Genomic DNA, 24,032 nt, shown 5'->3' on the forward strand with positions numbered 1-24,032 from the left:
AACGAGAGGCGGGCCCGGTGAGTACGACGGTGCGGGAGCCGCGGGCCGAGGAGGCCGAGGCACCGGAGACGACGTGGCGGACGCTGCGCCGCGGGCTGGCGCTCTCCCCGGAGCTGCGGGTCGGCCTGGCCGGCACGCTGGCCCTGGCCCTGGTCTACATGGTGGGGCGGGCCGCCGTGCCGGTGGCCGTGCAGCAGGGCATCGACCGGGGCATCGTCGGCGGCCTCGACCTCGGCGTGGTCTGGACGGTGGTCGCCATCACCGCCGCGGTGCTGGTGGTGACCACGCTCTGCGGCTACCTGATGATGCGCCGGCTGTTCACGGTCAGCGAGACGGCGCTGGCCAACGTGCGGATCCGGGCGTTCCGGCACGTGCACGACCTGTCCATGCTGCACCAGCAGTCCGAGCGGCGCGGCTCGCTGGTCTCCCGGGTGACCAGCGACGTCGACCAGATCACCCAGTTCCTCCAGTGGGGCGGCGTGATCCTGGTGATCAACCTGGGTCAGCTGGTGGTCACCACGGTGGTGATGCTCGCGTACTCCTGGCAGCTGACCCTGGTGGTCCTCGCCGCCTTCCTGCCGGCGGTGTTCGTGATCCGGGTGCTCCAGCGCCGCCTCGGCACCGCGTACGGGGTGGTCCGCCAGCGCACCGGCGCGCTGCTCGGCGCGATCGGGGAGAGCGTGGTCGGGGCGCCGGTGATCCGGGCGTACGGGATCGCCGGGCGGACCGCGCGCCGGCTGGACGAGGCGATCGACAGCCAGCGCCGGGCGCAGCAGCGGGCGATCCGGATCAGCATCATGGGCAGTTCGGTCGGCGAGCTGGCCGCGGGGCTGGCGCTGGCCGGCGTGGTGGTGCTCGGGGTGACCCTCGGCGCCGACCGCACGCTGAGCATCGGCGAGGTGACCGCGTTCCTGTTCCTGGTGACGCTCTTCATCCAGCCGGTGCAGATCGCCACCGAGGTGCTCAACGAGGCGCAGAACGCCATCGCCGGCTGGCGCCGGGTGCTGGACGTGCTGGACGTGGCGCCGGACGTGGCCGACCCGGGGGAGCAGGGCCGGGAGTTGCCGCCGGGCCCGCTGGACATCCGCTTCGCCGGTGTCCGCTTCGCCTATCCGGGCGGCCCGCCGGTGCTGCACGACATCGACGTGGAGATCCCGGCGAAGAGCCGGGTGGCGGTGGTCGGCGAGACCGGCAGCGGCAAGACCACCTTCGCCAAGCTGCTCACCCGGCTGATGGACCCGACCGCCGGCGCGGTGCTGCTCTCCGGCGTGCCGCTGGACCAGGTCCGGTTCGACTCGCTGCGCTCGCGGGTGGTGATGGTCCCGCAGGACGGGTTCCTGTTCGACGCCACGGTGGCGGACAATGTCCGGTTCGCCCGGCCGGAGCTGACCGACGCCGAGCTGGCCGCGGCCTTCACCGAGCTGGGGTTGGCCGACTGGCTCGACGGGCTGCCGTCCGGGCTGCGGACCCCGGTCGGCGAGCGCGGCGAGGCGCTGAGCGTGGGGGAGCGGCAGCTGGTCGCGCTGGCCCGGGCGTACGTGGCGGACCCGGACCTGCTGGTGCTGGACGAGGCGACCAGCGCTGTCGACCCGGCCACCGAGGTGCGGCTGCAACGCACCCTGGACGCGGTGACCCGCGGCCGGACCACCCTCGCCATCGCGCACCGGCTCTCCACCGCGCAGTCCGCCGACGAGGTGATCGTGGTGGACCGGGGGCGGATCGTGCAGCGTGGCCCGCACGAGGAGTTGGTCCGCGATCCCGAGTCGGTCTACGGCCTGCTCTACGCCTCCTGGCTGGAGCAGACCCGCTGACCCCTCCCCGCGATCTTGCAGTTTCCGCCCCGGCACGAGCCGCGAACAACGCGGATCAGGGGCACCAACTGCAAGATCGCGGCGGGCCCGGTCAGCGGGAGTAGAACTCCACGACGAGCTGCTCGTCGCAGACCACCGGCACCTCGTGCCGGGCCGGCTCGCGGAGCAGGGTGGCGCGCAGGTCGGTCAGGGCCACCGACAGGTACGGGCGGCCGGGGCCGTCGCCGGCGTTGGCGCCGGTGGCGGCGAGCTGGAAGGGCGGCACCTGGCGGCTGCGCTCGCGGACGGCCACCACCTGGCCGGGGCGCAGCCGGTAGGAGGGGCGGTCGACCTTGCGGCCGTCGACCGTGAAGTGCCCGTGGCTGACCAGCTGCCGGGCCTGGTAGATGCTGCGGGCCAGCCCGGCCCGGTGCACCACCGCGTCGAGCCGCCGCTCCAGCAGCGCGATCAGGCTCTCGCCGGTCTTGCCGGTGCCGCGGTGCGCCTCGTCGAAGGCCCGGCGCAGCTGGGCCTCGCTGACGTTGTACTGGTGGCGCAGCCGCTGCTTCTCCAACAGCCGCACCTGGTAGTCCGAGGTCTTGCGGCGCTGTCGGCCGTGCACGCCCGGCGGGAAGGGTCGCCGCTCGAAGTACTTCACGCACTTGCGGGTGAGGGGGATGCCGAGGGCGCGGGAGAGCCGGGCCTTGGGCCTGGGGTGGTTCGCGCTGGACGTCTCCGTTCCGGTGCTCTAGCCTGCACTTAGGTAAGCCTAACCTACTAAGGAGGTCGTGCCATGCGGCCCAGCCCGGCGGAGATCGTCCGAACCCTCGTCGCGGGCCGACTGCCCGGCCTCGTCCACGTCGCCCACCGGCCCGGCCCGCACCACGTCCGGCACGTCACCGACCAGGAGGGGCGGGTGCTGCTCCTGGTGCCGGTGGTCAGCGACCTCGCCGCCGCGCTGCGCCCGGCCGGCGGCGACACCGACGTCCCGGCGGTGCTCGACGTGCTCGACCTGCCCCCGTCGGCCGGGGCGCCGTCGCTCGGCCGGGCCTGGGTCTCCGGCTGGGCGACCCGGCTCGACGGCGACGAGGCCCGGCAGGCCGCCCTCGACTTCGCCGCCATGGACCCGACCGGTGACCTGCTCGACGTCGGCACCCGGTTCCGGCTGTACCGCTTCGAGGTGGTCGAGGCCCGCTGGGACCGCGCCGGCTCCGTGCGCCGGATCGACCCCGAGGTGTACGCCGAGGCGGAGCCGGATCCGCTGCACCCGGTCGAGGGCGAGCTGCTGACCGACCTCGCCGAGCACCACGCCGCCGAGGTGACCGGCTACCTGCGCCGGCAGCTCGGTCTGGCCGACGGCGGCGGCCACGGCGTGCCCCGGGTGGTGCGCATCGACCGGTACGGCCTGATGGTGTCGTACGGCCGGCCCGGCGCGCGGCGGCGGGCCCGGCTGACCTTCCCGCACCCGGTCGCCGACCACGCCGAACTGGCTCGCCTGCTGCACCCGATGCTGTGCGGGGCCGCCGCGACCGGCCACGCCGAGACCGCCTGACCCGCCGCCCAGCCCGGCCCTCCGCGTCCCGCTGCCTTCGGCGGCCCCACCGGTCAGCGGCCCCACCGGTTCGGGTGCGGTTGTGGTTCCGGGGGTGACGACAGATGCACCCGAAGGGCGGCGCGTCCCCGCTGGCGGGCCTCGGCGGGCGGGGCCAAGGCCCGGGTGTGGTTGCTGGGGCGGCGGCAGCCGCGCGTGGAGCAGGGGTCAGGTCGGCAGGTCGCCGGTGAGGTAGCGCTGCACGGTGGGGGCCACGGCGGCGACCAGGGTCTCCGCCGGGGCGGAGGCGACCGGTTCCAGCCGCACCACGTGCCGCATGACGGCCAGCCCGATCAGCTGGCTGGCCACCAGCGAGCCGCGCAGCGGCAGCTCGGCCGGGTCCACGTCGAGGTGGTCGAGCACCCGGCGGAGCACCTGGGTGACCAGGAACTCGCGCAGCAGCCTGGCGGTCCACTCGTTGCTCATCGCCGAGCGCAGCAGCGCCACCCCGGCCGTGCCGGCCGGGGAGTCCCAGACGCTGAGGAAGAGGCGCACCAGCCGCTCGCCGAGACCGTCGCGGTCGCCGGCGACGATCCGGGGGATCAGCTCGCCCGGGTTGACGGGCGCGTTCATGGCGGCGAGGAAGAGCTGGTCCTTGCTGCCGAAGTAGTGGTGCACCAGGGCCGGGTCGACCCCGGCCGTGGCGGCGATGGCCCGGATGGAGGCCCCGTCGAAGCCCCGCTCGGCGAACGCGGCGCGCGCCGCGTCGAGGATCGCCTCCCGGGTGTCCGGCTTGCCTGGTCGTCGGCCGGTCCGCCGTGCCATCGCCGCCCTTCGTCCGTACTCGTCAGGTCGTCCCGTCCCGGCCCGCCGGCGGGCCGGGTGGTCCCGCCCGGCCCGCCGCCGGGCCGGGACGGGACCGGGTCAGCCGCTGCGCCGGCGCAGGGTGGCCGCGGCCAGCACCAGGGCCAGCACCGCCGCGCCGCCGACCACCGCGACGTCCCGCCACATGGTGCCGGTCGGCTCGGCGTTCGCGCCGACCTCCTGCAACGCCTCGACGGCGTACGACAGCGGCAGCACGTCGCTGACCGCCTGCAACCAGCCGGCCATCTCGCCCCGGGGCACGAAGAGCCCGCAGAGCAGCAGCTGAGGGGCGACCACGACCGGCATGAACTGTACGGCCTGGAACTCGGTGCGGGCGAAGGCGCTGCAGAACAGGCCCAGCGCCACCGCGAGCACCGCGTTCAACGCGGCGATCATGATGACCAGCCCGCTGCCGCCGGCGGTGTCCAGGTCGAACAGCCAGTACGCCACGGCCGAGGCGACGGTGGCCTGCACCGCGCCGGCCAACCCGAAGGCGATGCCGTAGCCGAAGAGCAGGTCGGCCTTGGCCAGCGGCGTGGTGAGCAGGCGTTCCAGCGTGCCGGTGGTGCGCTCGCGGAGCATCGCGATGCTGGTCACCAGGAACATCACGATGAACGGGAAGAAGCCGAGCATGATCAGCGCGATCCGGTCGAAGGCGGACGGCTGGCCGGGCGGGGCGGGCTGGTCGGCGTACATGTAGTAGACCAGGGTGAGCAGCAGGGCCGGCACCACCAGCAGCAGGGCCACGGTGCGCCGGTCGTGGCGCAACTGGCGCAGGATGCGGCCGGTGGTGACCGCCAGGATCCTCGGGTTCACGACGTCTCCCCTCCGGCGGCGCCGGCCGTACCGCCGATGCCGGCCGGCGCGGCGCCGGCCGTCTCGGACGCCCTGATCAGCCGCAGGAACGCCGCGTCGAGGTCGGTCACCCCGGCGGCGGCCCGGATCGCGTCCGGGGTGTCGTCGGCGATCAGCCGCCCCTCCCGGATGAGCAGCAGCCGGTCGCAGCGGGCCGCCTCGTCCATCACGTGGCTGGACACCAGCAGGGCCGTCCCGGTGGCCGCCAGCTCGTGGAACCGGGCCCAGAGGTCGGCCCGCAGCACCGGGTCCTGCCCGACGGTCGGCTCGTCGAGGATGACCAGCTCCGGGTCGCCGACCAGGGCGCAGGCCAGCGACGCCCGGCTGCGCTGGCCGCCGGAGAGGGTGCCGACCAGCTGGGTCGCGGCGTCGGCGAGCCCGACGTCGGTCACCGCCCGGTCGGCGTCTGCCCGGCTGCGCCCGTGCAGCGCGGCGAAGTAGCGCGCGTTCTCCCGCACGGTGAGGTCGGCGTAGACGCTCGGCGCCTGGGTCAGGTAGCCGACCCGGCGGCGCAGCTCGGCCGAGCCGGCGGGCCGGCCCAGCACGGTGACCGTGCCGGCGGTGACCACCTGCACCCCGACCACCGCGCGCATCAGCGTGGTCTTGCCGCTGCCGCTCGGACCGAGCAGCCCGGTGACCGCGCCGCGCGGCACCGTGGCGCTGATCCCGTGCAGCACCCGCCGCCCGCCCCGGTCGACGACCAGGTCGCGGACGGCGATCGCGTCGTCCATCGCACACCTCCCCAAAAACTCAACACCTGATGAACTCAACGCTAGATGAGATATGCCCGGCCGCGCAACGGGGGACTTGACTTCGAGTGCGCTCGAACTGGAAGCCTGGAGCCGTGGACATCGGCACCCGGGAGAGCACACTCACCGTCGGCGAGGCGGCCGAGCGCGTCGGCCTCACCACCTACACGCTGCGCTGGTACGAGCAGGAGGGGCTGGTGGCCCCGGTCGGGCGGGACTCGGCCGGGCGGCGCCGGTACACCGCCGGCGACGTCGACTGGCTGTTCCTGCTCACCCGGCTGCGGCGGACCGGAATGCCGGTGCGGGACATGCGCCGCTACGCCGACCTGGCCCGCCAGGGCGACGGCACGCTCGGCGCCCGGCGGGCGCTGTTCGAGGCGCACCGCGCGCGCGTGCTGGCGCGGATGGCCGAGCTGGCGGAGGACCTGAAGGTGCTCGACCACAAGATCGACGCGTACCGGCGGGCGGAGGGGCGCTGCGAAGGGTCATAGGCCCCGGACCGGACACCAGGTCCGTCATCGGGCATTGCCCCCTGATCGGGGCGTACGGCACGATGACCCGGTGGACTACCCTCCGTCACCGGACAGTGGGTTCCTCGCGGACTGGACGGCCCGGCTGCGGGCGGCGGCCGAGCGGCCCGTCGTCGGCATCATGCTGCGCGGCAGCCACGCCCGGCGGGCCGCCACCCCGTACAGCGACGTCGACGTCGACGTGCTGCTCGGCGGCGCCCCGTACGCCGCCCGCCGGGCCTACCTGGCCGAGCACGGCGGCCGGCTGACCCACGTCTCGGTGGCCGCCCGGGACGTCCGGTCCTGGGTCACCCGGCTCGGCGAACCGGCCGACTGGGCGTTCGGGCTGCCGGTCGCCGCCCCCGCCCGGCTGCTCTGGGCCGACCCGCACTGGCGGCCCCGGATCGACCTGCCGGTGCTCTGCCAGCCGGCCGGTGAGCCGCAACTGGAGGAGCTGGTCGCCACCCTCGGCAAGGTCGCCGCGGCGCGGGACGCCGGCGACCACCTCGGCGTCCGGCTGGCCGCCGCCGACCTGGCCCGGCTCTGCCCGTCGGTGCTCCGGCTGGCCAACGCCTCGGTCCGGGTGGTCTCCCGCCGGGCGGCCTTCGCCGCCGCGCTCACCCTGCCGGTCGCGCCCCCGGGCTACCGCGACGACATGCTGCTCTGCCTGGGGCTGCGCCCGGGCTCCACCGGCCAGCTCGGCGCGGCCGCGGCCCGCCTGGTCACCGGCGTCCTGCCGCTGGTCCGCCGGTACGCGGCCGAGATCGCCGAGGTGGCCGGGACGGACCTGGCCGAGGCGCTGGTCGACGGCCGGCTGGACCGCTACGTCGCCCAGCTGACCCGGCCCGCCGGCCCGCCGCCACGCTCCCGGCGGGAGTCGTCGCCGGTGCCCGCGCCGCGTGCGGGACAATGGGTCACTGTGTCCGTACCTGACGCGCCGGTGACCGGCGCCCACCCCCGCCCGAGCGGGCCGGCGGACGGCGGCCCGGCCCGCCCGTCCCGGCTCGACCCGGCCATCGCGGCCCGGCTGCGCCGCACCCCGGACGGCCTGGTCGCCGCCGTGGTCCGCGCGCACGACACCGGCGAGGTGCTGATGGTCGCCTGGATGGACGACGAGGCGTTGCACCGCACGCTGACCACCGGCCGGGCCACCTACTGGTCGCGCAGCCGGCGCGAGTACTGGGTCAAGGGCGCCACCTCCGGGCACCACCAGTACGTCCGCTCGGTCGCCCTGGACTGCGACGGGGACGCGCTGCTGGTCAGCGTCGAGCAGGTGGGCGCCGCCTGCCACACCGGGCACCGCAGCTGCTTCTTCACCGAGCTGCCGGTCGACGCGGCGGGGGACCGGTCGTGACCGACGGCCGGGTGAGCCCGGACGCCGCCACCTTCACCGCGCTCGCCGCCGACCGCCGGGTGGTCCCGGTCACCCGCCGGCTGCTGGCCGACGCGGAGACCCCGGTCGGCGTCTACCGCAAGCTCGCCGGCGGCCCGGGCACCTTCCTGCTGGAGTCCGCCGAGCAGGGCGTCGGCTCCGCCGGGCTGGCCTGGTCGCGCTACTCGTTCATCGGCGTACGCAGCAGCGCCACCCTGGTCGAGCGGGACGGCCAGGCGACCTGGCTGGGCCAGCCGCCGGCCGGGCTGCCCACCACCGGCGATCCGGTGCAGGTGCTGCGCGCCACCGTCGAGGCGCTCGCCGGCCCGGCCACCGAGCCGGCCGCCGGGATGCCGCCGCTGACCGGGGGCATGGTCGGCTACCTCGGCTACGACCTGGTCCGGCGCTTCGAGCGGCTGCCCGAGCTGACCGAGGACGACCTGAACCTGCCCGAGCTGGGCATGATGCTCGCCACCGACCTGGTGGTGCTCGACCACTACGAGGGCTCAGCGATCCTGGTCGCCAACGCGGTGCTGCCGCCGCCGGACGCGCCGGACCGGGACGCGCTGGTGGTCGCCGCGTACCACCACGCGGTGGGCCGGCTCGACGCGATGACCACCGCGCTGTCCCGGCCCATCCCGCCGATGATCTCGACGGTGGAGCGCCCGCCGGCTGGCGAAGTGCGCAGCCGTACGCCCGACGGCGGCTACCCGAAGGCGGTGGAGGCGGCCAAGGAGGCGATCCAGGCCGGCGAGTGCTTCCAGATCGTGCTGGCGCAGCGGTTCGAGCGGGAGACCCACGCCGACCCGCTCGACGTCTACCGGGTGCTGCGTACCACCAACCCCAGCCCGTACATGTACCTGCTGCGCTTCGACGACTTCGACATCGTCGGCTCGTCGCCCGAGGCGCACCTGAAGGTGACCGTCGAGGCCGGCGGGGAGCGGCGGGCGCTGCTGCACCCGATCGCCGGCACCCGGCCGCGCGGCGCCACCCCGGCCGCCGACGCCCGGCTCGCCGCCGAGCTGCTCGCCGACCCCAAGGAGCGGGCCGAGCACGTGATGCTGGTCGACCTGGGCCGCAACGACCTGGGCCGGGTGTGCCGCCCGGGCACCGTCGAGGTGCCCGAGTTCGCCACCATCGAGCGCTACAGCCACGTCATGCACATCGTCTCGACAGTGGTGGGCACGCTGCGCGCCGACCGCACCGCGTTCGACGCGCTGGCCGCGACCTTCCCGGCCGGCACCCTCTCCGGGGCGCCCAAGGTGCGGGCCATGGAGATCATCGAGGAGCTGGAGCCGGTCCGGCGGGGCCTGTACGGCGGCACGGTCGGATACTTCGGCTTCGGCGGTGACCTCGACATGGCGATCGCCATCCGCACCGCGCTGATCCGCGCCGGCCGGGCGTACGTGCAGGCCGGCGCGGGGGTGGTGGCCGACTCCGACCCGGCCGCGGAGGACCAGGAGACCCGGAACAAGGCGGCCGCCGTGCTCGCCGCGATCGCCGCCGCCGAGACCCTGAGGCCGGCCCGGTGAGCGCGGGCGAGGGCGCGCGGCCGGTCGCGGGGCGGCGCGAGCTGACGTACGCGGTGCTGCTCTGCCTGGCCGGCGCCGGCCTGGCGCTGTGGGCCGCGACCCGCACCTGGTCGGTGGAGCTGGCCGCCCGGCCGGCGCCGCTGCCCCCGGTGCGCGACGCGCACACCGGCGCGGGTCTGCTGCCGTGGCTGCCGGCGTTGGCCCTGGTCGGGCTGGCCGGCGGCGGCGCGGTGCTGGCCACCCGGGGCCGGCTGCGCCGGCTGCTCGGCGGGCTGCTGGCCGTGCTCGGGCTCGCCGTGACGGCCGGCGGCGGCTACGGGCTGTCCGCGTCGTTCCCGGGCGAGGTGAGCCGGCACTGGCCGGCGCTCTGCCTGCTCGGCGGGCTGCTCGCCGCGGCCGGCGGAGTGCTCACCGCGCTGCGCGGCGAGCGGTGGCCGGCGATGGGCGCCCGCTACGAGCGGCCAACCCGGAACCCGGCGACGCCGGCCGCGCCCGCCGCGGCGGGACCGGTCACCGGGCGGCGCACCACCGAGGCGTGGGACGCGCTGGACCGGGGCGAGGACCCGACGGTCAGCTGACCGGCTGGCGGTCGCGGGCGGCGGCCCGGGCGGCCGCCAGCTCCGCCACCAGGCGGTTCAGCTCGGCCCGCTGGTCGGCCCGGGCCCGGTCGGCGCAGACGGCCTCCCAGGCGTTGCCCCGCGCGGTACGCATCCGCGCCTCGCCGACCACGGCCCGCTCCAGGGTGTGCACCACCCCGACGGCGAGCGAGGCGACGGTACGGGAAATGGTGGTCAGTCCGATGCTCTGGTGAGGCCCGGCAGTACTCATGATCTCTCCGCGCGAGGATCGTCGGCGAACGGTGGGGCAGGCGCATCGTCGAGTCTGCCCGACGAACATGCTGGCCGGCTCACGTTTCGCGGTGGTGACCTACGCGTCAACTCTCCGTCCGGGCCCGCCACCTGCACAGGGCCGTTCGTCCTTGAGCTTCGTCACAGCTGCCCGGCGCCGCCGCGGCGGATGCGCCCGGGCGGGATCGCGTGGTCCAATGACGTATGGGCGATCGTCGATGCCAACGGTGGCGCTACGTGATCTGGCCTTCACCGAAGTCGGCCATTATGCCGCAGGCCGTTCCGTGAGCCGCGCCATACCCCCACCTCCCGGCCCCGGGTGGCGCCCCCTAGCATCGGCCCATGACACCCGGAGAGGGGAGTCCGTTGGTGACTGCTGAGCATGCGCACGCGGAGGGGGACGAGGCCGGTCCGGCGGCGTCCGCAAGCGTGCTCGACGAGATCCTGGCCGGCGTGCGCGAGGACGTCGCCCGGCGACAGGAGCAGGTGCCGCTGGAGCGCATCCGCGAGCTGGCCGCCGCCGCGCCGCCGCCGCTGGACGCGTACGCGGCCCTGCGCCGGCCCGGTGTCGCCGTGATCGCCGAGGTGAAGCGCTCCTCCCCGTCCAAGGGGAAGCTGGCCGAGATCGCCGACCCGGCCGACCTGGCCGGCGAGTACGCCGCCGGTGGCGCCCGGGCGATCAGCGTGCTCACCGAGGGGCGCTGGTTCGGCGGCTCGCTGGACGACCTCGCCGCGGTCCGCGCCGCGGTGGGCGTCCCGGTGCTGCGCAAGGACTTCGTGGTCTCCAGCTACCAGGTGCACGAGGCCCGCGCGCACGGCGCCGACCTGGTGCTGCTGATCGTCGCGGCCCTGGAGCAGAACGCCCTGGTCGGCCTGCTGGAGCGGATCGAGTCGCTCGGCATGACCGCGCTGGTCGAGGTGCACGACGAGGAGGAGGCCGACCGGGCTCTGGAGGCGGGCGCGCAGGTGATCGGCGTCAACGCCCGTGACCTGCGTACCCTGGAGGTCGACCGCTCGGTGTTCGAGCGGATCGCGCCCGGCCTGCCCAGCAGCGTCGTCAAGATCGCCGAGTCCGGCGTGCGCGGTCCGCACGACCTCATCCGGTACGCCTCGGCCGGCGCCGACGCGGTCCTGGTCGGCGAGGGCCTGGTCACCCAGAAGAGCCCTCGGGAGGCGGTGGCCGAACTGGTCAACGCCGGCAACCACCCGGCCACGCCCCGCCCGGTGCGCTGAGGCGCGCGCCGGCTCGTCCAGCGAGAGGATCCCGATGAGCGAGCGGAGCGAGCGAATCATCAGGCTCAGCGCGGTGGTGCCTCATGGCGGCACGCAGCGGAGCGGAGTGCCGGCATGAGCGCCGACGCCCTGGCCGCCGAGACCGGTCCGTTCCCCGACGCGGCGGGCCACTTCGGCCGCTTCGGCGGCCGGTTCGTGCCGGAGGCGCTGGTCGCGGCGCTGGACGAGTTGGACGCCGCGCACCGCACGGCGATGGCCGACGAGTCGTTCCGGGCCGAGTTCGCCGCGCTGCTGCGCGACTACGCCGGCACCCCGTCGCTGCTCTACGCCGCCCGGCGGTTCTCCGCCAAGGCCGGCGCGCGGGTGCTGCTCAAGCGCGAGGACCTCAACCACACCGGCGCGCACAAGGTGCGCAACGTGCTGGGCCAAGCGCTGCTCACCAAGCGGATGGGCAAGACCCGGGTGATCGCCGAGACCGGCGCCGGCCAGCACGGGGTGGCCGCGGCCACCGCCGCCGCCCTGTTCGACCTGGAGTGCGTGGTCTACATGGGCCAGGTCGACACCGAGCGGCAGGCGCTAAACGTGGCCCGGATGCGGATGCTCGGCGCGACCGTCGTACCGGTCACCACCGGCTCGCGCACCCTCAAGGACGCGATGAACGAGGCGATGCGCGACTGGGTGGCCAACGTCGACGAGACGCACTATCTGATCGGCACGGCGGCCGGGCCGCACCCGTTCCCGGCACTGGTCCGCGACTTCGTCCGGGGCATCGGCGACGAGGCCCGGCAGCAGTGCCTCGACCTCACCGGCGCGCTGCCGGACGCGGTCACCGCCTGTGTCGGCGGTGGCTCCAACGCGCTGGGCATCTTCCACGCCTTCGTCGGCGACCCGGACGTGCGGCTGTACGGCTTCGAGGCCGGCGGCGACGGGGTGGCGACCGGCCGGCACGCGGCCAGCATCACCGGCGGCTCCACCGGCGTGCTGCACGGCACCCGCACCTACGTGCTCCAGGACGCCGACGGGCAGACCTGCGAGTCGCACTCGATCTCCGCCGGCCTGGACTACCCGGGCGTCGGGCCCGAGCACGCCTGGCTGCACGACACCGGGCGGGCCACCTACGCGCCGGTCACCGACGACGAGGCGATGGCCGCGTTCGAGCTGCTCTGCCGCACCGAGGGCATCATCCCGGCGATCGAGAGCTCGCACGCGCTGGCCGGCACCCTGAAGATCGCGCCCAAGCTCGCCGCCGACCTGGGCCGCGAGCCCACCATCGTGGTCAACCTCTCCGGGCGGGGCGACAAGGACGTGCACACCGCCGGCAACTACTTCGGCGTCCTCGACAAGGAGTGACTGATGAGCCGGATCGGGGTGGCGTTCGACAAGGCGCGCGCCGACGGGCGGGCCCTGCTGGTCGGCTGCATGCCGGCCGGGTTCCCGACCGTCGAGGGCAGCATCGCGGCGATGACCGCGATGATCGAGGCCGGGGTCGACGTGATCGAGGTGGAGATTCCGTACTCGGACCCGGTGATGGACGGCCCGGTGATCCAGAAGGCCAGCGACATCGCCCTGGCCGGCGGCGTACGCACGGCTGACGCGCTGCGCATCATCGAGGCGGTCGCGGGCACCGGCGCCCCGGTGGTCACCATGACCTACTGGAACCCGATCGAGCGGTACGGCGTGGACGCCTTCGCCCGGGACCTCGCCGCGGCCGGCGGCACCGGGCTGATCACCCCCGACCTGATCCCGGACGAGGCCGACGAGTGGCTGGCCGCCTCGGACGCGTACGGGCTGGACCGCACCTTCCTGGTCGCCCCGTCCTCCACCGACGCCCGGCTGGCGATGACCGTCGAGCACTGCCGCGGCTTCGTCTACGCCACCGCGATCATGGGTGTCACCGGCGCCCGGACGCAGACCTCGCAGGCGGCGCCGGTGCTGGTCTCCAGGGTCCGCGCGGTCACCGACCTGCCGGTCGGCGTCGGCCTCGGCGTCGGCACCGGGGCGCAGGCCGGCACGGTCGCCGGGTACGCCGACGGCGTGATCGTGGGCAGCGCGCTGGTCCGCTGCCTGCTCGACGTGCCGGACCTCGACAGCGGCCTGGCCGCGCTCCGTACGCTCAGCGCCGAACTCGCCGAGGGCGTCCGCAACCCCGCCCGCTGACCGCCGCCCGGTCCGCGGCGCTCCGGCCGGCGGCCGGCGCCGCCCGCCCCGCCCGCATCCGGCCGCGGTCCGGATTCGCGGCCTCGCGGCGTGTCGCGGTGCCGGGACCAGTCACGCAAACGACTGATACCTGAGAGTCATCATGATGACTCTCAGGTATCAGTCATTCGTGGCGGGTCGCCTCGGCGCGGGACGCCACGGCGGTCGGGCGAAGCTGGTCGGGGGACGGCCGTGGGCGGTCGGCCCAGGATGGGAGAGGGCGGACCGACCGCGGTTCGCCGCGGCCGGTGCCAACCAGCTGGCGGTGCCTCGGTGCCGGGGTCGGTTCGCCGCTGGCGGTGCGGGTCGGTGCCGGGCCGGTGCGCCCGCGGTGCGGTCAGTGTCGGGCCGGTGCGCCGGTGCCGGAGTGGCCGCCCTCGGCCCGGCGGTCCGCCGGCTGCCCCGAACGTTGTCCGGGCGCCGGCCCGGTCGGCGTCGCGCAGCGGGCGAGCACGCCGGAGCGGCCGGCCAGCGCGTCGGCGAGCGCCAGCCGGGTGGTCGGGGTCAGCGCGGTGGGCAGGTCGGCGGGGTCGTGCCAGGAGAGCCGGCAGCCGCCCACCGGCTCGCCCGCCGCCCGGACGCCGACCGCCCGGGCCCGGAAGACGTGCACCAGCACGTCGGGCAGCGGACCGGCCCGCCCGGCCGGCGTCGGGCCGGCCGCCGGATCGGCGACGTGGTAGAGCCCGACCAGGTCGACGATCTCGATCTCCCAGCCGGTCTCGGCCCGGATGTCGCGCAGCACCGCCGGCACCGGGCTCTCCGGCCGGCGCAGCCGCCCGCCGGGCAGCGCGTACCGGCGTTCGCCCCGGCCCTGCCGGCACAGCAGCACCCGACCGGCCCCGTCGGTGACGACCGCGGCCACCGCCCAGGTGAGCGCGCTCATGGACAAAGAGCCTACGTCGGTGCAAACCAGAAGTCACCGCGACGCCGCCCGGCCCGCCCGGGGTGCCGCCGGAGGGGTCCGCAGCGGTAGCGTGTGCACCCGTGAATCTCGCCTCGCTGTCCCCCCAGGCGGCCCTGCCCAGTCCCAGCACCGCCGTCTGGCAGCTCGGCCCGGTTCCGCTCCGGGCGTACGCGCTGTGCATCATCCTCGGCATCGTGGTGGCCTGCGTGGTCACCGAGTACCGGCTGCGCCGGCGGGGCGTCGCCCCGGGCGCGGTGCTCGACATCGCGGTCTGGGCCGTGCCGGCCGGCATCATCGGCGCCCGGATCTACCACGTGATCACCTCGCCGGAGAAGTACTTCGGCACCGGTGGCGACCCGATGAAGGCGTTCGCCATCTGGGAGGGTGGTCTCGGCATCTGGGGCGCGGTGGCCGGCGGCGCGATCGGCGCCTGGATCGCCGCCCGCCAGCTCGGCATCCCGTTCGCCGTGGTGGCCGACGCGCTCGCGCCCGGCCTGCCGCTGGCGCAGGCGGTGGGCCGGCTCGGCAACTGGTTCAACAACGAGCTCTACGGCGGGCGGACCACCCTGCCGTGGGGTCTGGAGATCCACCGGATGGACCCGGACAACCCCGGGCACGCGCTGCGCGACGACGCCGGCCGCCCCATCCTCGAGCCGGGCCTCTACCACCCGACCTTCGCCTACGAGCTGCTCTGGAACGTCGGCGTCGCGGTGCTGGTCTTCGTGGTCGACCGCAAGCTGCGACTGGGCCGGGGTCGGGCGTTCGCGCTCTACGTGATGGGTTACACCGCCGGCCGGTTCTGGATCGAGCTGATGCGCACCGACGAGGCCAACACCATCCTCGGCGTCCGGCTCAACGTGTGGACCGCCGCGCTGGTGTTCCTCGGCGCCCTGGTCTACTTCCTGCGCGTCCGCGGCCCCCGGGAGTACCTCGTCCCGGTCGGCGCGGCGGCGGCGCCGACCCCGCCGGAGTCCGACGTCTCGCAGGTCGACCTTTCCGCCACCGAGGCGGGCGCGCAGCCGGCCGCGCCGGAGGGCTACCGGGTGGTCAGCGAGGAGCAGTACCGCCGCTGGCGGGAGACCGGTGAACTGCCCGCCGAGCCGGACGCCGCGCCGGCCGAGCAGACCGACGCGACCGGGGCGGCCGACCGCTCCGCGGACGGCGACGAGGATGCCGGGAGCGACCCCGCGACCGAGGACGCGGAGACCGGGGAGACGACGGCGCGGGACGAGCGGGCCGGCGCGGCCGGCTCCCGCCCCGCCGACGGCGACAGCTGAGCGGAGAACCATGCGTAGCGCGGTGGTGGTCGGCGCCGGGATCGGCGGCCTCGCGGTCGCCGGGGCGTTGGCCCGGTCCGGTTGGCAGGTCACCCTGCTGGAGCGGGCCGACCGGATCCGCCCGGAGCCGACGGCCGTGGTGCTCTGGCCCAACGGCGTGCGCGCGCTGCGCGCCCTCGGCCTCGGCGCCGGCCTGGAGGCGATCGCCACCCCGGTGCCCGACGGCGGCATCCGCCGCCCGGACGGGCACTGGCTGGTGCAACCCCGTCCCACCCCGGCGGACCGGATGCCGGTGGTGGTACACCGGGAGGACCTGCACGACGCGCTGATCGCCGGGCTGGGCGACGGGGTGGAGCTGCGCACCGGGGTGACCGTACGGACGGTGCGCGCCGGCGCCGGAGCCCGCCCCGCCGTCGGCGACGGTCGGCACACGCTGGAGGCCGACCTGGTGGTCGCCGCCGACGGCACCGACAGCGAGCTGCGCCGCCAGCTCGCCCCGGAGGCCGGCGTGGTCAGCTCCGGCTGCGCCGCCTGGCGGGCGGTGATCCCCTGGTACCGGGCGCCCCAGCTGCGCGACGAGGTGCCGGTGGGCGGCGAGACTCTCGGCGCCGGGTACCGGTTCGTCTCCGCCTCGCTGGGCGAGCGCGGCTCCTCCGGCGGCTCCAGCCGGGGCGGCATCTACTGGGTGGCCACCGCGGCCGGTGCCCCCCGCCCGGAGCCCCCGGAGACCCAGCTCGCCCTGCTGCGCCGCTGGTACGCCGGCTGGCCGTCCCCGGTCACCGAGCTGCTCGACGCCACCGACCCGGCGGACCTGGTGCAGCAGGAGATCCGCGAGCTGCGGCCACTGCCCCGGGCGTACGCCTTCCCGTCCGGCCCGGGCGGGGTGGTGCTGCTCGGCGACGCCGCGCACGCCATGCCGCCGCACCTCGGCCAGGGCGCCTGCCTCGCCTTCGAGGACGCCGCCACCCTCGCCACGTTGCTGCGCGAGTCCCGGCTGCCCGACGCGCTGGCCGCGTACGACCGGACGCGCCGGCCCCGGGCGGCGTCGGTGGTCCGGCAGGCCCGCCGGATGTCGGCGGTGCTGCGCGCCCGCGGCCGGCTCGCCCTGCGGGCCCGGGACGCGGCCCTCGGCACGATCAGCCCGCGGCTGCTCTCCACCGCCGCGACCACCGCTGCCGCCTGGCGACCGCCGAGCTGACCCGCGGTCAGGGCAGTACGGGGGCCGGCTCGGCGATGCAGGCGGTGCCGATCCGGCGGAAGCCGACCCGCAGGTAGACCCGGGCGATGTCCTCGCTGCCGGCGGAGAGGAAGACCAGGTCGGTGCCGGCGGCCAGCAGCTCGCGGGCCAGCGTGGCGGTCACCGCGGCGCCCAGGCCCCGGCGACGGGCGACCGGCAGGGTGGCCACCCCGGCGATCTCGGCGACGTCGCCGACCCGCATCGCCATCCCGCTGGCCAGCGGGCCCTCCTCGGACGTGCCGGCCAGCACGGTGAGCCGTCGGCCGTCGGCGATCCGGACCCGCTCATCGTCCAGCGCGGCCACGTCCAGCCCGGTCATCGCGGCGTCCCGCTGGCCCGGGCCGGCGTCGCCCCGGCCGGTGCCGGGAAAGGAGAAGCCGACCGCGGCGACGGCCCGCCCGGCGGCCACGTCGGCGGCGAGGTCGGGCGCGTCGGGGCCGAGCACCCGCACCGGTACGTCGGCCAGCGTCGCCGGGTCGGGCAGCGCGGCGGGGTCGAGCACCATCAGCGGCGCCTCCAGCACCGACAGCCCCGCCGAGCGGGCCACCGCGAGCAGGTCGGGGGTGGTCTCGTGCACCCACTCGAAGGCCTCCGGCAGGCCCAGTTCGCGCTGCCGCTCGCGGACCTGGGCGACGTCGGCCAGCGAGGGGGCCGCGTCGGCGTCGAGCCGGGGCCGGGCGTAGAACGGCCAGCCGGTGCCCTCCCGGACGAAGAGCACCAGGCCGCCGTGTTCCTCGGCTCGGGCCGCGTCCCGGGGCACCGCGTCGTAGAAGTGTTCCAACCGGTCGAACAGGGCTTTGTGCGCGGGATCCACCGCGCGAGACTACACGTCCCAGACTCTGGACGGTGTGATCAATCCGCACTGGCCTTGCGCACCGCGCCCTAACGTAGACTCAATAAACCCACAAGGGCCGACGTCGTCCCGATCCCGTGAACCATCCCTGAGCGACGACAGGAGGCCCGGTGGCTTTTCCGTACCCTCATCGCCCCCAGCCGGCCGCGCCGCACGGCCCCGGTGTTCCCGCGGCCGGGCTCTACGACCCTGCCCAGGAGCACGACGCCTGCGGCGTGGCCTTCGTGGCCGACCTGCACGGACGGCGCTCCCACGCGGTGGTCGCCAACGGCCTCGCCGCGCTCTGCCGGCTGGACCATCGGGGCGCCCGGGGCGCGGAGCCGAATACCGGCGATGGCGCGGGCATCATGATCCAGGTGCCGGACGCGTTCCTGCGCGCGGTGGTGGACTTCCCGCTGCCACCGGCCGGCGAGTACGCCACCGGCCTGGTCTTCCTCCCCGACGACGACGCCGCCGAGGCGCGCGCCCGCCGGGTGGTGGAGAAGTACGCCCTGGTCGAGGGGGCCGAGCTGCTCGGCTGGCGGGAGGTGCCGGTCGACCCGGCCGGCCTGGGCGAGACCGCACTCGCCGCGATGCCCCGGATCCGCCAGCTCTTCCTCGCCGCGCACCGGCTCACCGACTCGCCCGCCGGCCCGGCCGGTACGCCGCTGCGCGACATCGAGCTGGACCGGGTCGCGTTCTGCGTGCGCAAGCAGGCCGAGCGGGAGTCCGCCGAGCGGGGCGTGCCGGCGTACTTCCCGTCGCTGTCCGCGCGGACCATGGTCTTCAAGGGCATGCTCACCCCCGACCAACTGCCGGCGTTCTACCCGGAGCTGACCGACGAGCGGGTGGACAGCGCGATCGCGCTGGTGCACTCGCGGTTCTCCACCAACACCTTCCCGTCCTGGCCGCTGGCGCACCCGTACCGCTTCATCGCGCACAACGGCGAGATCAACACCATCCGCGGCAACCGGAACTGGATGCAGGCCCGGGAGGCGCTGTTGCGTACCCCGAACCTGCCGGGCAACATCCGGCGGATCTTCCCGGTCTGCACCCCGGCCGCCTCCGACTCGGCCAACTTCGACGAGGTGCTGGAGCTGCTGCACCTGGCCGGGCGCAGCCTGCCGCACGCGGTGCTGATGATGATCCCGGAAGCCTGGGAGAACGACCCGGACATGCGGGCCGACAAGCGGGAGTTCTACCGCTTCCACGCCAGCCTGATGGAGCCGTGGGACGGGCCGGCTTCGGTCGCCTTCACCGACGGCGAGATCGTCGGCGCGGTGCTGGACCGCAACGGGCTGCGCCCGGGGCGCTGGTGGCGTACCGACGACGGCCTCGTCGTGCTCGGCAGCGAGGCGGGCGTGCTCGACCTCGACCCGGCCCGGGTGGTGGCCAAGGGGCGGCTGCAGCCGGGGCGGATGTTCCTGGTCGACACCGCCGCCGGTCGGATCGTGCACGACGACGAGATCAAGGCCGAGCTGGCCGCCGAACGGCCGTACGGCGAGTGGCTGCACGCCGGCCTGATCGAGCTGACCGACCTGCCGGCCCGTGAGCACATCGTCTACACCCACGACTCGGTCCGCCGCCGCCAGCAGACCTTCGGCTACACCGAGGAGGAGCTGAAGATCCTGCTCGCGCCGATGGCCCGGGCCGGCGCGGAGCCGATCGGCTCGATGGGCACCGACACCCCGATCTCCCCGCTGTCCACCCGGCCGCGGCTGCTGTACGACTACTTCCACCAGCTCTTCGCCCAGGTCACCAACCCGCCGCTGGACGCCATCCGGGAGGAGCTGGTGACCAGCCTGGCCTCCACCATCGGCCCGGAGGGCAACCTGCTCGACCCGGGCCCGGCCAGCTGCCGGCAGATCGTGCTGCCCTACCCGGTGATCGACAACGACGAGCTGGCCAAGATCCTCTCCATCGACGAGGACGGCGACCTGCCCGGCTTCAAGGCGGTCCGGGTCTCCGGGCTGTACCGGATCCGGGAGGGCGCCAAGGGCATCAAGGCCCGGCTGACCGAGATCTGCCGGCACGTCTCCGAGGCGATCGAGGACGGCGTGCGGATCCTGGTGCTCTCCGACCGCGACTCCAACGCCGACCTCGCGCCGATCCCGTCGCTGCTACTCACCGCGGCGGTGCACCAGCACCTGGTCCGCGAGCAGACCCGCACCCAGGTGGCGCTGATCGTCGAGTCCGGCGACTGCCGCGAGGTGCACCACGCGGCGGTGCTGATCGGGTACGGCGCGGCGGCGGTCAACCCGTACCTGGCCTTCGAGTCGGTGGAGGACATGATCTCCACTGGCGCCCTGGCCGGGGTGGAACCGGGCACGGCGGTGCGCAACTACGTCAAGGCGCTCGGCAAGGGCGTCCTGAAGATCATGTCCAAGATGGGCATCTCGACGGTGTCCTCGTACTGCGGGGCGCAGGTCTTCGAGGCGGTCGGGCTGGACACCCGGCTGGTCGAACGCTACTTCCGGGGCACCCCGAGCAAGATCGGTGGGATCGGGCTGGACGGCATCCACGCCGAGGTCGCCGCCCGGCACGCCCGGGCCTGGCCGGCGCCGGGCGCCGCCGCCACCGACCGGCTGGAGGTCGGCGGCGAGTACCAGTGGCGCCGCGAGGGCGAGCTGCACCTGTTCAACCCGGAGACGGTCTTCCTGCTCCAGCACGCCACCCGCAGCCGGCAGTACGACGTCTTCCGGAAGTACACCGCCAAGGTCGACGAGCTGGCCGCCCGGGCGGGCTCGCTGCGCGGGCTGTTCACCCTGCGTACCGGGGTGCGGCCGGCGGTGCCGATCGAGGAGGTCGAGCCGGCCACCGAGATCGTCAAGCGGTTCGCCACCGGCGCCATGTCGTACGGCTCGATCTCCGCCGAGGCGCACGAGACCCTCGCGATCGCGATGAACCGGCTCGGCGGCAAGTCCAACACCGGCGAGGGCGGCGAGGACGTCGAGCGGCTGCACGACCCGGCCCGCCGCTCCGCGGTGAAGCAGATCGCCAGCGGCCGGTTCGGGGTGACCAGCGAATACCTGGTCAACGCCGACGACATCCAGATCAAGATGGCCCAGGGCGCCAAGCCCGGCGAGGGCGGGCAGCTGCCCGGCAACAAGGTCTGGCCGTGGATCGCGCGTACCCGGCACGCCACCCCGGGCGTCGGCCTGATCTCCCCGCCGCCGCACCACGACATCTACTCCATCGAGGACCTCGCCCAGCTGGTGCACGACCTGAAGTGCGTCAACCCGGCCGCCCGGGTGCACGTCAAGCTGGTCAGCGAGGTCGGCGTGGGCACGGTGGCGGCGGGCGTGGCCAAGCTCAAGGCCGACGTCATCCTGATCTCCGGGCACGACGGCGGCACCGGCGCGTCCCCGCTGAACTCGCTCAAGCACGCCGGCACCCCGTGGGAGCTGGGGCTGGCCGAGGCGCAGCAGACGCTGCTGCTCAACAAGCTGCGCGACCGGGTCACCGTGCAGGTCGACGGCCAGCTCAAGACCGGCCGGGACGTGCTGGTCGCGGCGCTGCTCGGCGCCGAGGAGTTCGGCTTCGCCACCGCGCCGCTGATCGTCGAGGGCTGCGTGATGATGCGGGTCTGTCACCTGGACACCTGTCCGGTCGGCATCGCCACCCAGAACCCGGTGCTGCGGGAACGCTTCACCGGCAAGCCGGAGTTCGTGGAGAACTTCTTCCTCTTCCTCGCCGAGGAGGTCCGCGGCTACCTGGCCGAGCTGGGCTTCCGGTCGATCGAGGAGGCGATCGGGCACAGCGAACTGCTCGACGTCACCCCGGCGATCGAGCACTGGAAGGCCACCGGCCTCGACCTCACCCCCGTGCTGTACCGGCCGGAGCTGCCGGCCGGCGCCGCCCGCCGGGGCGTCCGCGCCCAGGACCACGGCCTGGAGCTGGCCCTGGACAACGAGCTGATCGCCCTGGCCGAGCCGGCCCTGGCCGACGGCACCCCGGTGCGGGTCGAGGTGGCGGTGCGCAACGAGCACCGCAGCGTCGGCGCGATGCTCGGCGGCGAGGTGACCCGCCGCTACGGCGGACCCGGCCTGCCGGCCGACACCATCGAGTTCACCCTCCGCGGCACCGCCGGGCAGTCGTTCGGCGCGTTCCTGCCGCGCGGGGTCACCCTGCGGCTGCACGGCGACACCAACGACTACGTCGGCAAGGGCCTCTCCGGCGGGCGGCTGGTGGTCCGGCCGGACGCCGCCGCGCCGTTCGTCGACGGCGACGCCGCGCCGGGAGAGCGGGCCGAGGACCAGATCATCGCTGGCAACACCATCCTGTACGGGGCCACCGCCGGCGAGGTCTTCCTGCGTGGCCGGGTGGGGGAGCGGTTCGCGGTGCGCAACTCCGGCGCGGTCGCCGTCGTCGAGGGCGTCGGCGACCACGGCTGCGAGTACATGACCGGTGGCACCGTGGTGGTGCTCGGTCCGACCGGCCGCAACTTCGCCGCCGGCATGTCCGGCGGCACCGCCTTCGTGTGGCAGCTCGACCGGCGCCGGGTCAACACCGAGCTGGTCGACCTGGCGCCGCTGGCCGAGGAGGAGCAGGCCGTGCTGCACGAGCTGGTGCAACGGCACTTCGCCGAGACCGACTCGGCGGTCGCCGAGGAACTGCTCAAGCGCTGGCCGGAGGCGGTGGCGGAGTTCACCGCGGTGGTGCCCCGGGACTACCGCCGGGTGCTGGAGATCATGCGGGCCGCCGAAGCCGCCGGCCGCGACGTCGACGACGCGGTGATGACCGCACTGGCGGCGCCCGCCGCCTCGGCAGCGCCGGCGGTGCCGTCCGACTCGTCCATGCCGACCACGCCCGGCCCGCGGGCGGCAGCCCAGGAGGTGGCTCGTGCCTGACCCGAACGGTTTCCTGCGCTACAACCGGCGGCTGCCGGTCCGGCGTCCGGTGCCGGTGCGGATCAGCGACTGGCGGGAGGTCTACCCGCCGGCCGGCGAGGAGCTGATCCGCGAGCAGGCCACCCGGTGTATGGACTGCGGCATCCCGTTCTGCCACGACGGCTGCCCTCTTGGAAATCGAATCCCGGATTGGAACGACCTGGTCCGTACCGGCAACTGGGACGCGGCGGTGGAGTCGCTGCACGCCACCAACAACTTCCCGGAGTTCACCGGCCGGCTCTGCCCGGCGCCCTGCGAGGCCGCCTGCGTGCTCGGCATCGCCGGCGGTGAGCCGGTCACCATCAAGCAGGTCGAGGTGGAGATCGCCGACGCGGCCGTCGCGGGCGGGCTGCTGCCGCGTCCGGTGCCCGCGCCGTCCGGGCGGTCGGTGGCCGTGGTCGGCTCCGGGCCGGCCGGGCTGGCCGCCGCCCAGCAGCTGGCCCGCGCCGGTCACGCGGTGACGGTGTACGAGCGCGACGACGCGCTCGGCGGCCTGCTCCGGTACGGCATCCCCGACTTCAAGCTGGAGAAGGTGCACATCGACCGGCGGCTGGCCCAGCTCGCCGCCGAGGGGGTGCGGTTCCGCACCGGGGTGAACGTGGGCGTCGACGTGACCGCCGAGCAGTTGCGCACCGAGCACGACGCGGTGCTGCTGGCCTGCGGCGCGTTGCAGGGCCGGGACACCCCGGAGACGCCGGGGCGGCAGCTGCGCGGCGTACACCAGGCGATGGCACACCTGGTGGCGGCCAACCGGGTGGTCGCGGCCGCCGGCGAGGGCCGGCCGGCGCTCGCGGTGCTGCCGGACGGTACGCCGATCGACGCGGCCGGCAAGCACGTGGTCATCATCGGCGGCGGCGACACCGCGGCCGACTGCCTCGGCGTGGCCCACCGGCAGGGCGCCGCCGGCGTACACCAGCTGGACCTGTACCCGCAGCCGCCGCGGGCCCGGGACGAGGCGCGCGACCCGTGGCCCACCTGGCCGTGGATCCTGCGCAGCTACCCGGCCCACGAGGAGGGCGGCGAGCGGGTCTTCGCGGTCGCGGTGCAGGAGTTCGTCGACGACGGTACCGGCGCGGTGCGCGCGGTCCGGATCGCCGAGGTGACCGTGGAGAAGCAGGACGGCCGGCGGATCGTCACCCCGCTGCCCGGCACCGAGCGGGAACTCCCGGCGGACCTGGTGCTGCTGGCGATCGGCTTCGAGGGCACCGAGGAGCAGCCGCTGCTGGCGCAGCTGGGGGTGACCCGCAACGCCCGCGGTGCGGTGGACGCCCGGCCGGACTGGCAGACCGGCGTGGACGGGGTCTTCGTCGCCGGCGACATGCACCGGGGCGCCTCGCTGATCGTCTGGGCGATCGCCGAGGGCCGCGCCGCCGCGGCGGCCATCCACGCCTACCTGGGCGCCCCCGGCACCCTC

19 protein-coding genes and 2 pseudogenes are annotated in these 24,032 nt (G+C 75.1%); 14 read left to right on the forward strand and 7 right to left on the reverse strand.

From position 1 onward, the window contains the following. Nucleotides 1–29 precede the first annotated feature (29 nt). On the forward strand, nucleotides 30–1,811 hold the full coding sequence (locus DLJ47_RS33060; RefSeq protein ID WP_109906002.1) for an ABC transporter ATP-binding protein: 1,782 nt from the start codon (nucleotides 30–32) through the stop codon (nucleotides 1,809–1,811). A gap of 91 nt (nucleotides 1,812–1,902) precedes the next feature. Here the strand turns inward: DLJ47_RS33060 and rpsD are convergent. Continuing rightward, nucleotides 1,903–2,511 (reverse strand): annotated as a pseudogene (rpsD, locus tag DLJ47_RS33065) (30S ribosomal protein S4); the annotation flags it as partial. A gap of 72 nt (nucleotides 2,512–2,583) precedes the next feature. Here rpsD and DLJ47_RS33070 point away from each other — a divergent pair. After that, nucleotides 2,584–3,342 (forward strand): DUF2470 domain-containing protein, encoded by a 759-nt coding sequence (locus DLJ47_RS33070; RefSeq protein ID WP_109906006.1) that lies wholly within the window; start codon nucleotides 2,584–2,586, stop codon nucleotides 3,340–3,342. A gap of 207 nt (nucleotides 3,343–3,549) precedes the next feature. On the opposite strand, the gene DLJ47_RS33075 is transcribed toward DLJ47_RS33070, so the two are convergent. The 3 genes from DLJ47_RS33075 to DLJ47_RS33085 form a co-directional block, all read right to left on the reverse strand. Next, entirely contained in the window at nucleotides 3,550–4,146 is a 597-nt protein-coding gene (locus tag DLJ47_RS33075) for a TetR/AcrR family transcriptional regulator (RefSeq protein ID WP_109906008.1), read from the reverse strand. A 99-nt stretch (nucleotides 4,147–4,245) separates the two neighbouring features. After that, nucleotides 4,246–5,001 (reverse strand): ABC transporter permease, encoded by a 756-nt coding sequence (locus DLJ47_RS33080; RefSeq protein WP_088992805.1) that lies wholly within the window; start codon nucleotides 4,999–5,001, stop codon nucleotides 4,246–4,248. Beyond that, nucleotides 4,998–5,771 (reverse strand): ABC transporter ATP-binding protein, encoded by a 774-nt coding sequence (locus tag DLJ47_RS33085; protein ID WP_109906010.1) that lies wholly within the window; start codon nucleotides 5,769–5,771, stop codon nucleotides 4,998–5,000. The genes DLJ47_RS33080 and DLJ47_RS33085 overlap by 4 nt, the downstream gene beginning before the upstream one ends. Before the next feature lie 113 nt (nucleotides 5,772–5,884). Between DLJ47_RS33085 and DLJ47_RS33090 the strand changes: the two genes are divergently transcribed. The 5 genes and pseudogenes from DLJ47_RS33090 to DLJ47_RS33105 all read left to right on the forward strand — a co-directional run bounded on the left by DLJ47_RS33090 (nucleotide 5,885) and on the right by DLJ47_RS33105 (nucleotide 9,780). Continuing rightward, a complete protein-coding gene (locus DLJ47_RS33090) occupies nucleotides 5,885–6,280 on the forward strand; it encodes a MerR family transcriptional regulator (RefSeq protein ID WP_109906012.1) in 396 nt (131 codons plus the stop codon). Between the two features lie 160 nt (nucleotides 6,281–6,440). Then, nucleotides 6,441–7,034, forward strand: a pseudogene (locus DLJ47_RS37340) (phosphoribosyl-AMP cyclohydrolase); the annotation flags it as partial. A gap of 183 nt (nucleotides 7,035–7,217) precedes the next feature. Further along, a complete protein-coding gene (hisI, locus tag DLJ47_RS37345; RefSeq protein ID WP_088997519.1) occupies nucleotides 7,218–7,652 on the forward strand; it encodes a phosphoribosyl-AMP cyclohydrolase in 435 nt (144 codons plus the stop codon). Beyond that, complete coding sequence (locus DLJ47_RS33100) at nucleotides 7,649–9,202, forward strand: anthranilate synthase component I (protein ID WP_109906014.1); 1,554 nt, start codon at nucleotides 7,649–7,651, stop codon at nucleotides 9,200–9,202. The genes hisI and DLJ47_RS33100 overlap by 4 nt, the downstream gene beginning before the upstream one ends. Continuing rightward, nucleotides 9,199–9,780 carry a Trp biosynthesis-associated membrane protein gene (locus tag DLJ47_RS33105; RefSeq protein ID WP_109906016.1) on the forward strand — a complete coding sequence of 194 codons (582 nt, stop codon included), beginning with the start codon at nucleotides 9,199–9,201 and terminating at the stop codon, nucleotides 9,778–9,780. Before DLJ47_RS33100 ends, DLJ47_RS33105 begins: the two co-directional genes overlap by 4 nt. Here the strand turns inward: DLJ47_RS33105 and DLJ47_RS33110 are convergent. Then, on the reverse strand, nucleotides 9,773–10,030 hold the full coding sequence (locus DLJ47_RS33110; RefSeq protein ID WP_088992810.1) for a hypothetical protein: 258 nt from the start codon (nucleotides 10,028–10,030) through the stop codon (nucleotides 9,773–9,775). The genes DLJ47_RS33105 and DLJ47_RS33110 overlap by 8 nt on opposite strands. 449 nt (nucleotides 10,031–10,479) lie before the next feature. Here DLJ47_RS33110 and trpC point away from each other — a divergent pair, with 449 nt between their 5' ends. From trpC to trpA, 3 genes are all read left to right on the forward strand, one after another. Next, entirely contained in the window at nucleotides 10,480–11,283 is an 804-nt protein-coding gene (gene trpC / locus DLJ47_RS33115) for an indole-3-glycerol phosphate synthase TrpC (protein ID WP_172899474.1), read from the forward strand. 114 nt (nucleotides 11,284–11,397) lie between these two features. Continuing rightward, the gene (trpB, locus tag DLJ47_RS33120; RefSeq protein WP_088992812.1) at nucleotides 11,398–12,633 is read left to right on the forward strand and encodes a tryptophan synthase subunit beta; all 1,236 of its coding nucleotides are present in this window, start codon (nucleotides 11,398–11,400) and stop codon (nucleotides 12,631–12,633) included. A 3-nt stretch (nucleotides 12,634–12,636) separates the two neighbouring features. Further along, nucleotides 12,637–13,440, forward strand: a complete 804-nt coding sequence (trpA, locus tag DLJ47_RS33125) for a tryptophan synthase subunit alpha (RefSeq protein ID WP_109906018.1) — start codon at nucleotides 12,637–12,639, stop codon at nucleotides 13,438–13,440. 376 nt (nucleotides 13,441–13,816) lie between these two features. Here the strand turns inward: trpA and DLJ47_RS33130 are convergent, their stop codons facing one another. After that, complete coding sequence (locus tag DLJ47_RS33130) at nucleotides 13,817–14,362, reverse strand: NUDIX hydrolase (RefSeq protein ID WP_109906020.1); 546 nt, start codon at nucleotides 14,360–14,362, stop codon at nucleotides 13,817–13,819. 101 nt (nucleotides 14,363–14,463) lie between these two features. On the opposite strand from DLJ47_RS33130, the gene lgt reads away from it, so the two are divergent. After that, nucleotides 14,464–15,660 (forward strand): prolipoprotein diacylglyceryl transferase, encoded by a 1,197-nt coding sequence (lgt, locus tag DLJ47_RS33135; RefSeq protein WP_109906022.1) that lies wholly within the window; start codon nucleotides 14,464–14,466, stop codon nucleotides 15,658–15,660. A gap of 10 nt (nucleotides 15,661–15,670) precedes the next feature. Continuing rightward, nucleotides 15,671–16,858 (forward strand): FAD-dependent oxidoreductase, encoded by a 1,188-nt coding sequence (locus DLJ47_RS33140; protein WP_109906024.1) that lies wholly within the window; start codon nucleotides 15,671–15,673, stop codon nucleotides 16,856–16,858. 7 nt (nucleotides 16,859–16,865) lie between these two features. On the opposite strand, the gene DLJ47_RS33145 is transcribed toward DLJ47_RS33140, so the two are convergent. Continuing rightward, nucleotides 16,866–17,711 carry a GNAT family N-acetyltransferase gene (locus tag DLJ47_RS33145; RefSeq protein WP_109906026.1) on the reverse strand — a complete coding sequence of 282 codons (846 nt, stop codon included), beginning with the start codon at nucleotides 17,709–17,711 and terminating at the stop codon, nucleotides 16,866–16,868. Between the two features lie 149 nt (nucleotides 17,712–17,860). On the opposite strand from DLJ47_RS33145, the gene gltB reads away from it, so the two are divergent. Further along, nucleotides 17,861–22,579, forward strand: coding sequence for a glutamate synthase large subunit (gltB, locus tag DLJ47_RS33150; RefSeq protein WP_109906028.1), 4,719 nt, complete (start codon nucleotides 17,861–17,863; stop codon nucleotides 22,577–22,579). After that, a partial coding sequence (locus DLJ47_RS33155; RefSeq protein ID WP_109906030.1) for a glutamate synthase subunit beta occupies nucleotides 22,572–24,032 on the forward strand: 1,461 nt, incomplete at its 3' end. The genes gltB and DLJ47_RS33155, both read left to right, overlap by 8 nt.

Source organism: Micromonospora sp. S4605 (assembly GCF_003176715.1).
GTDB classification, from domain to species: Bacteria; Actinomycetota; Actinomycetes; order Mycobacteriales; family Micromonosporaceae; genus Micromonospora; species Micromonospora echinaurantiaca.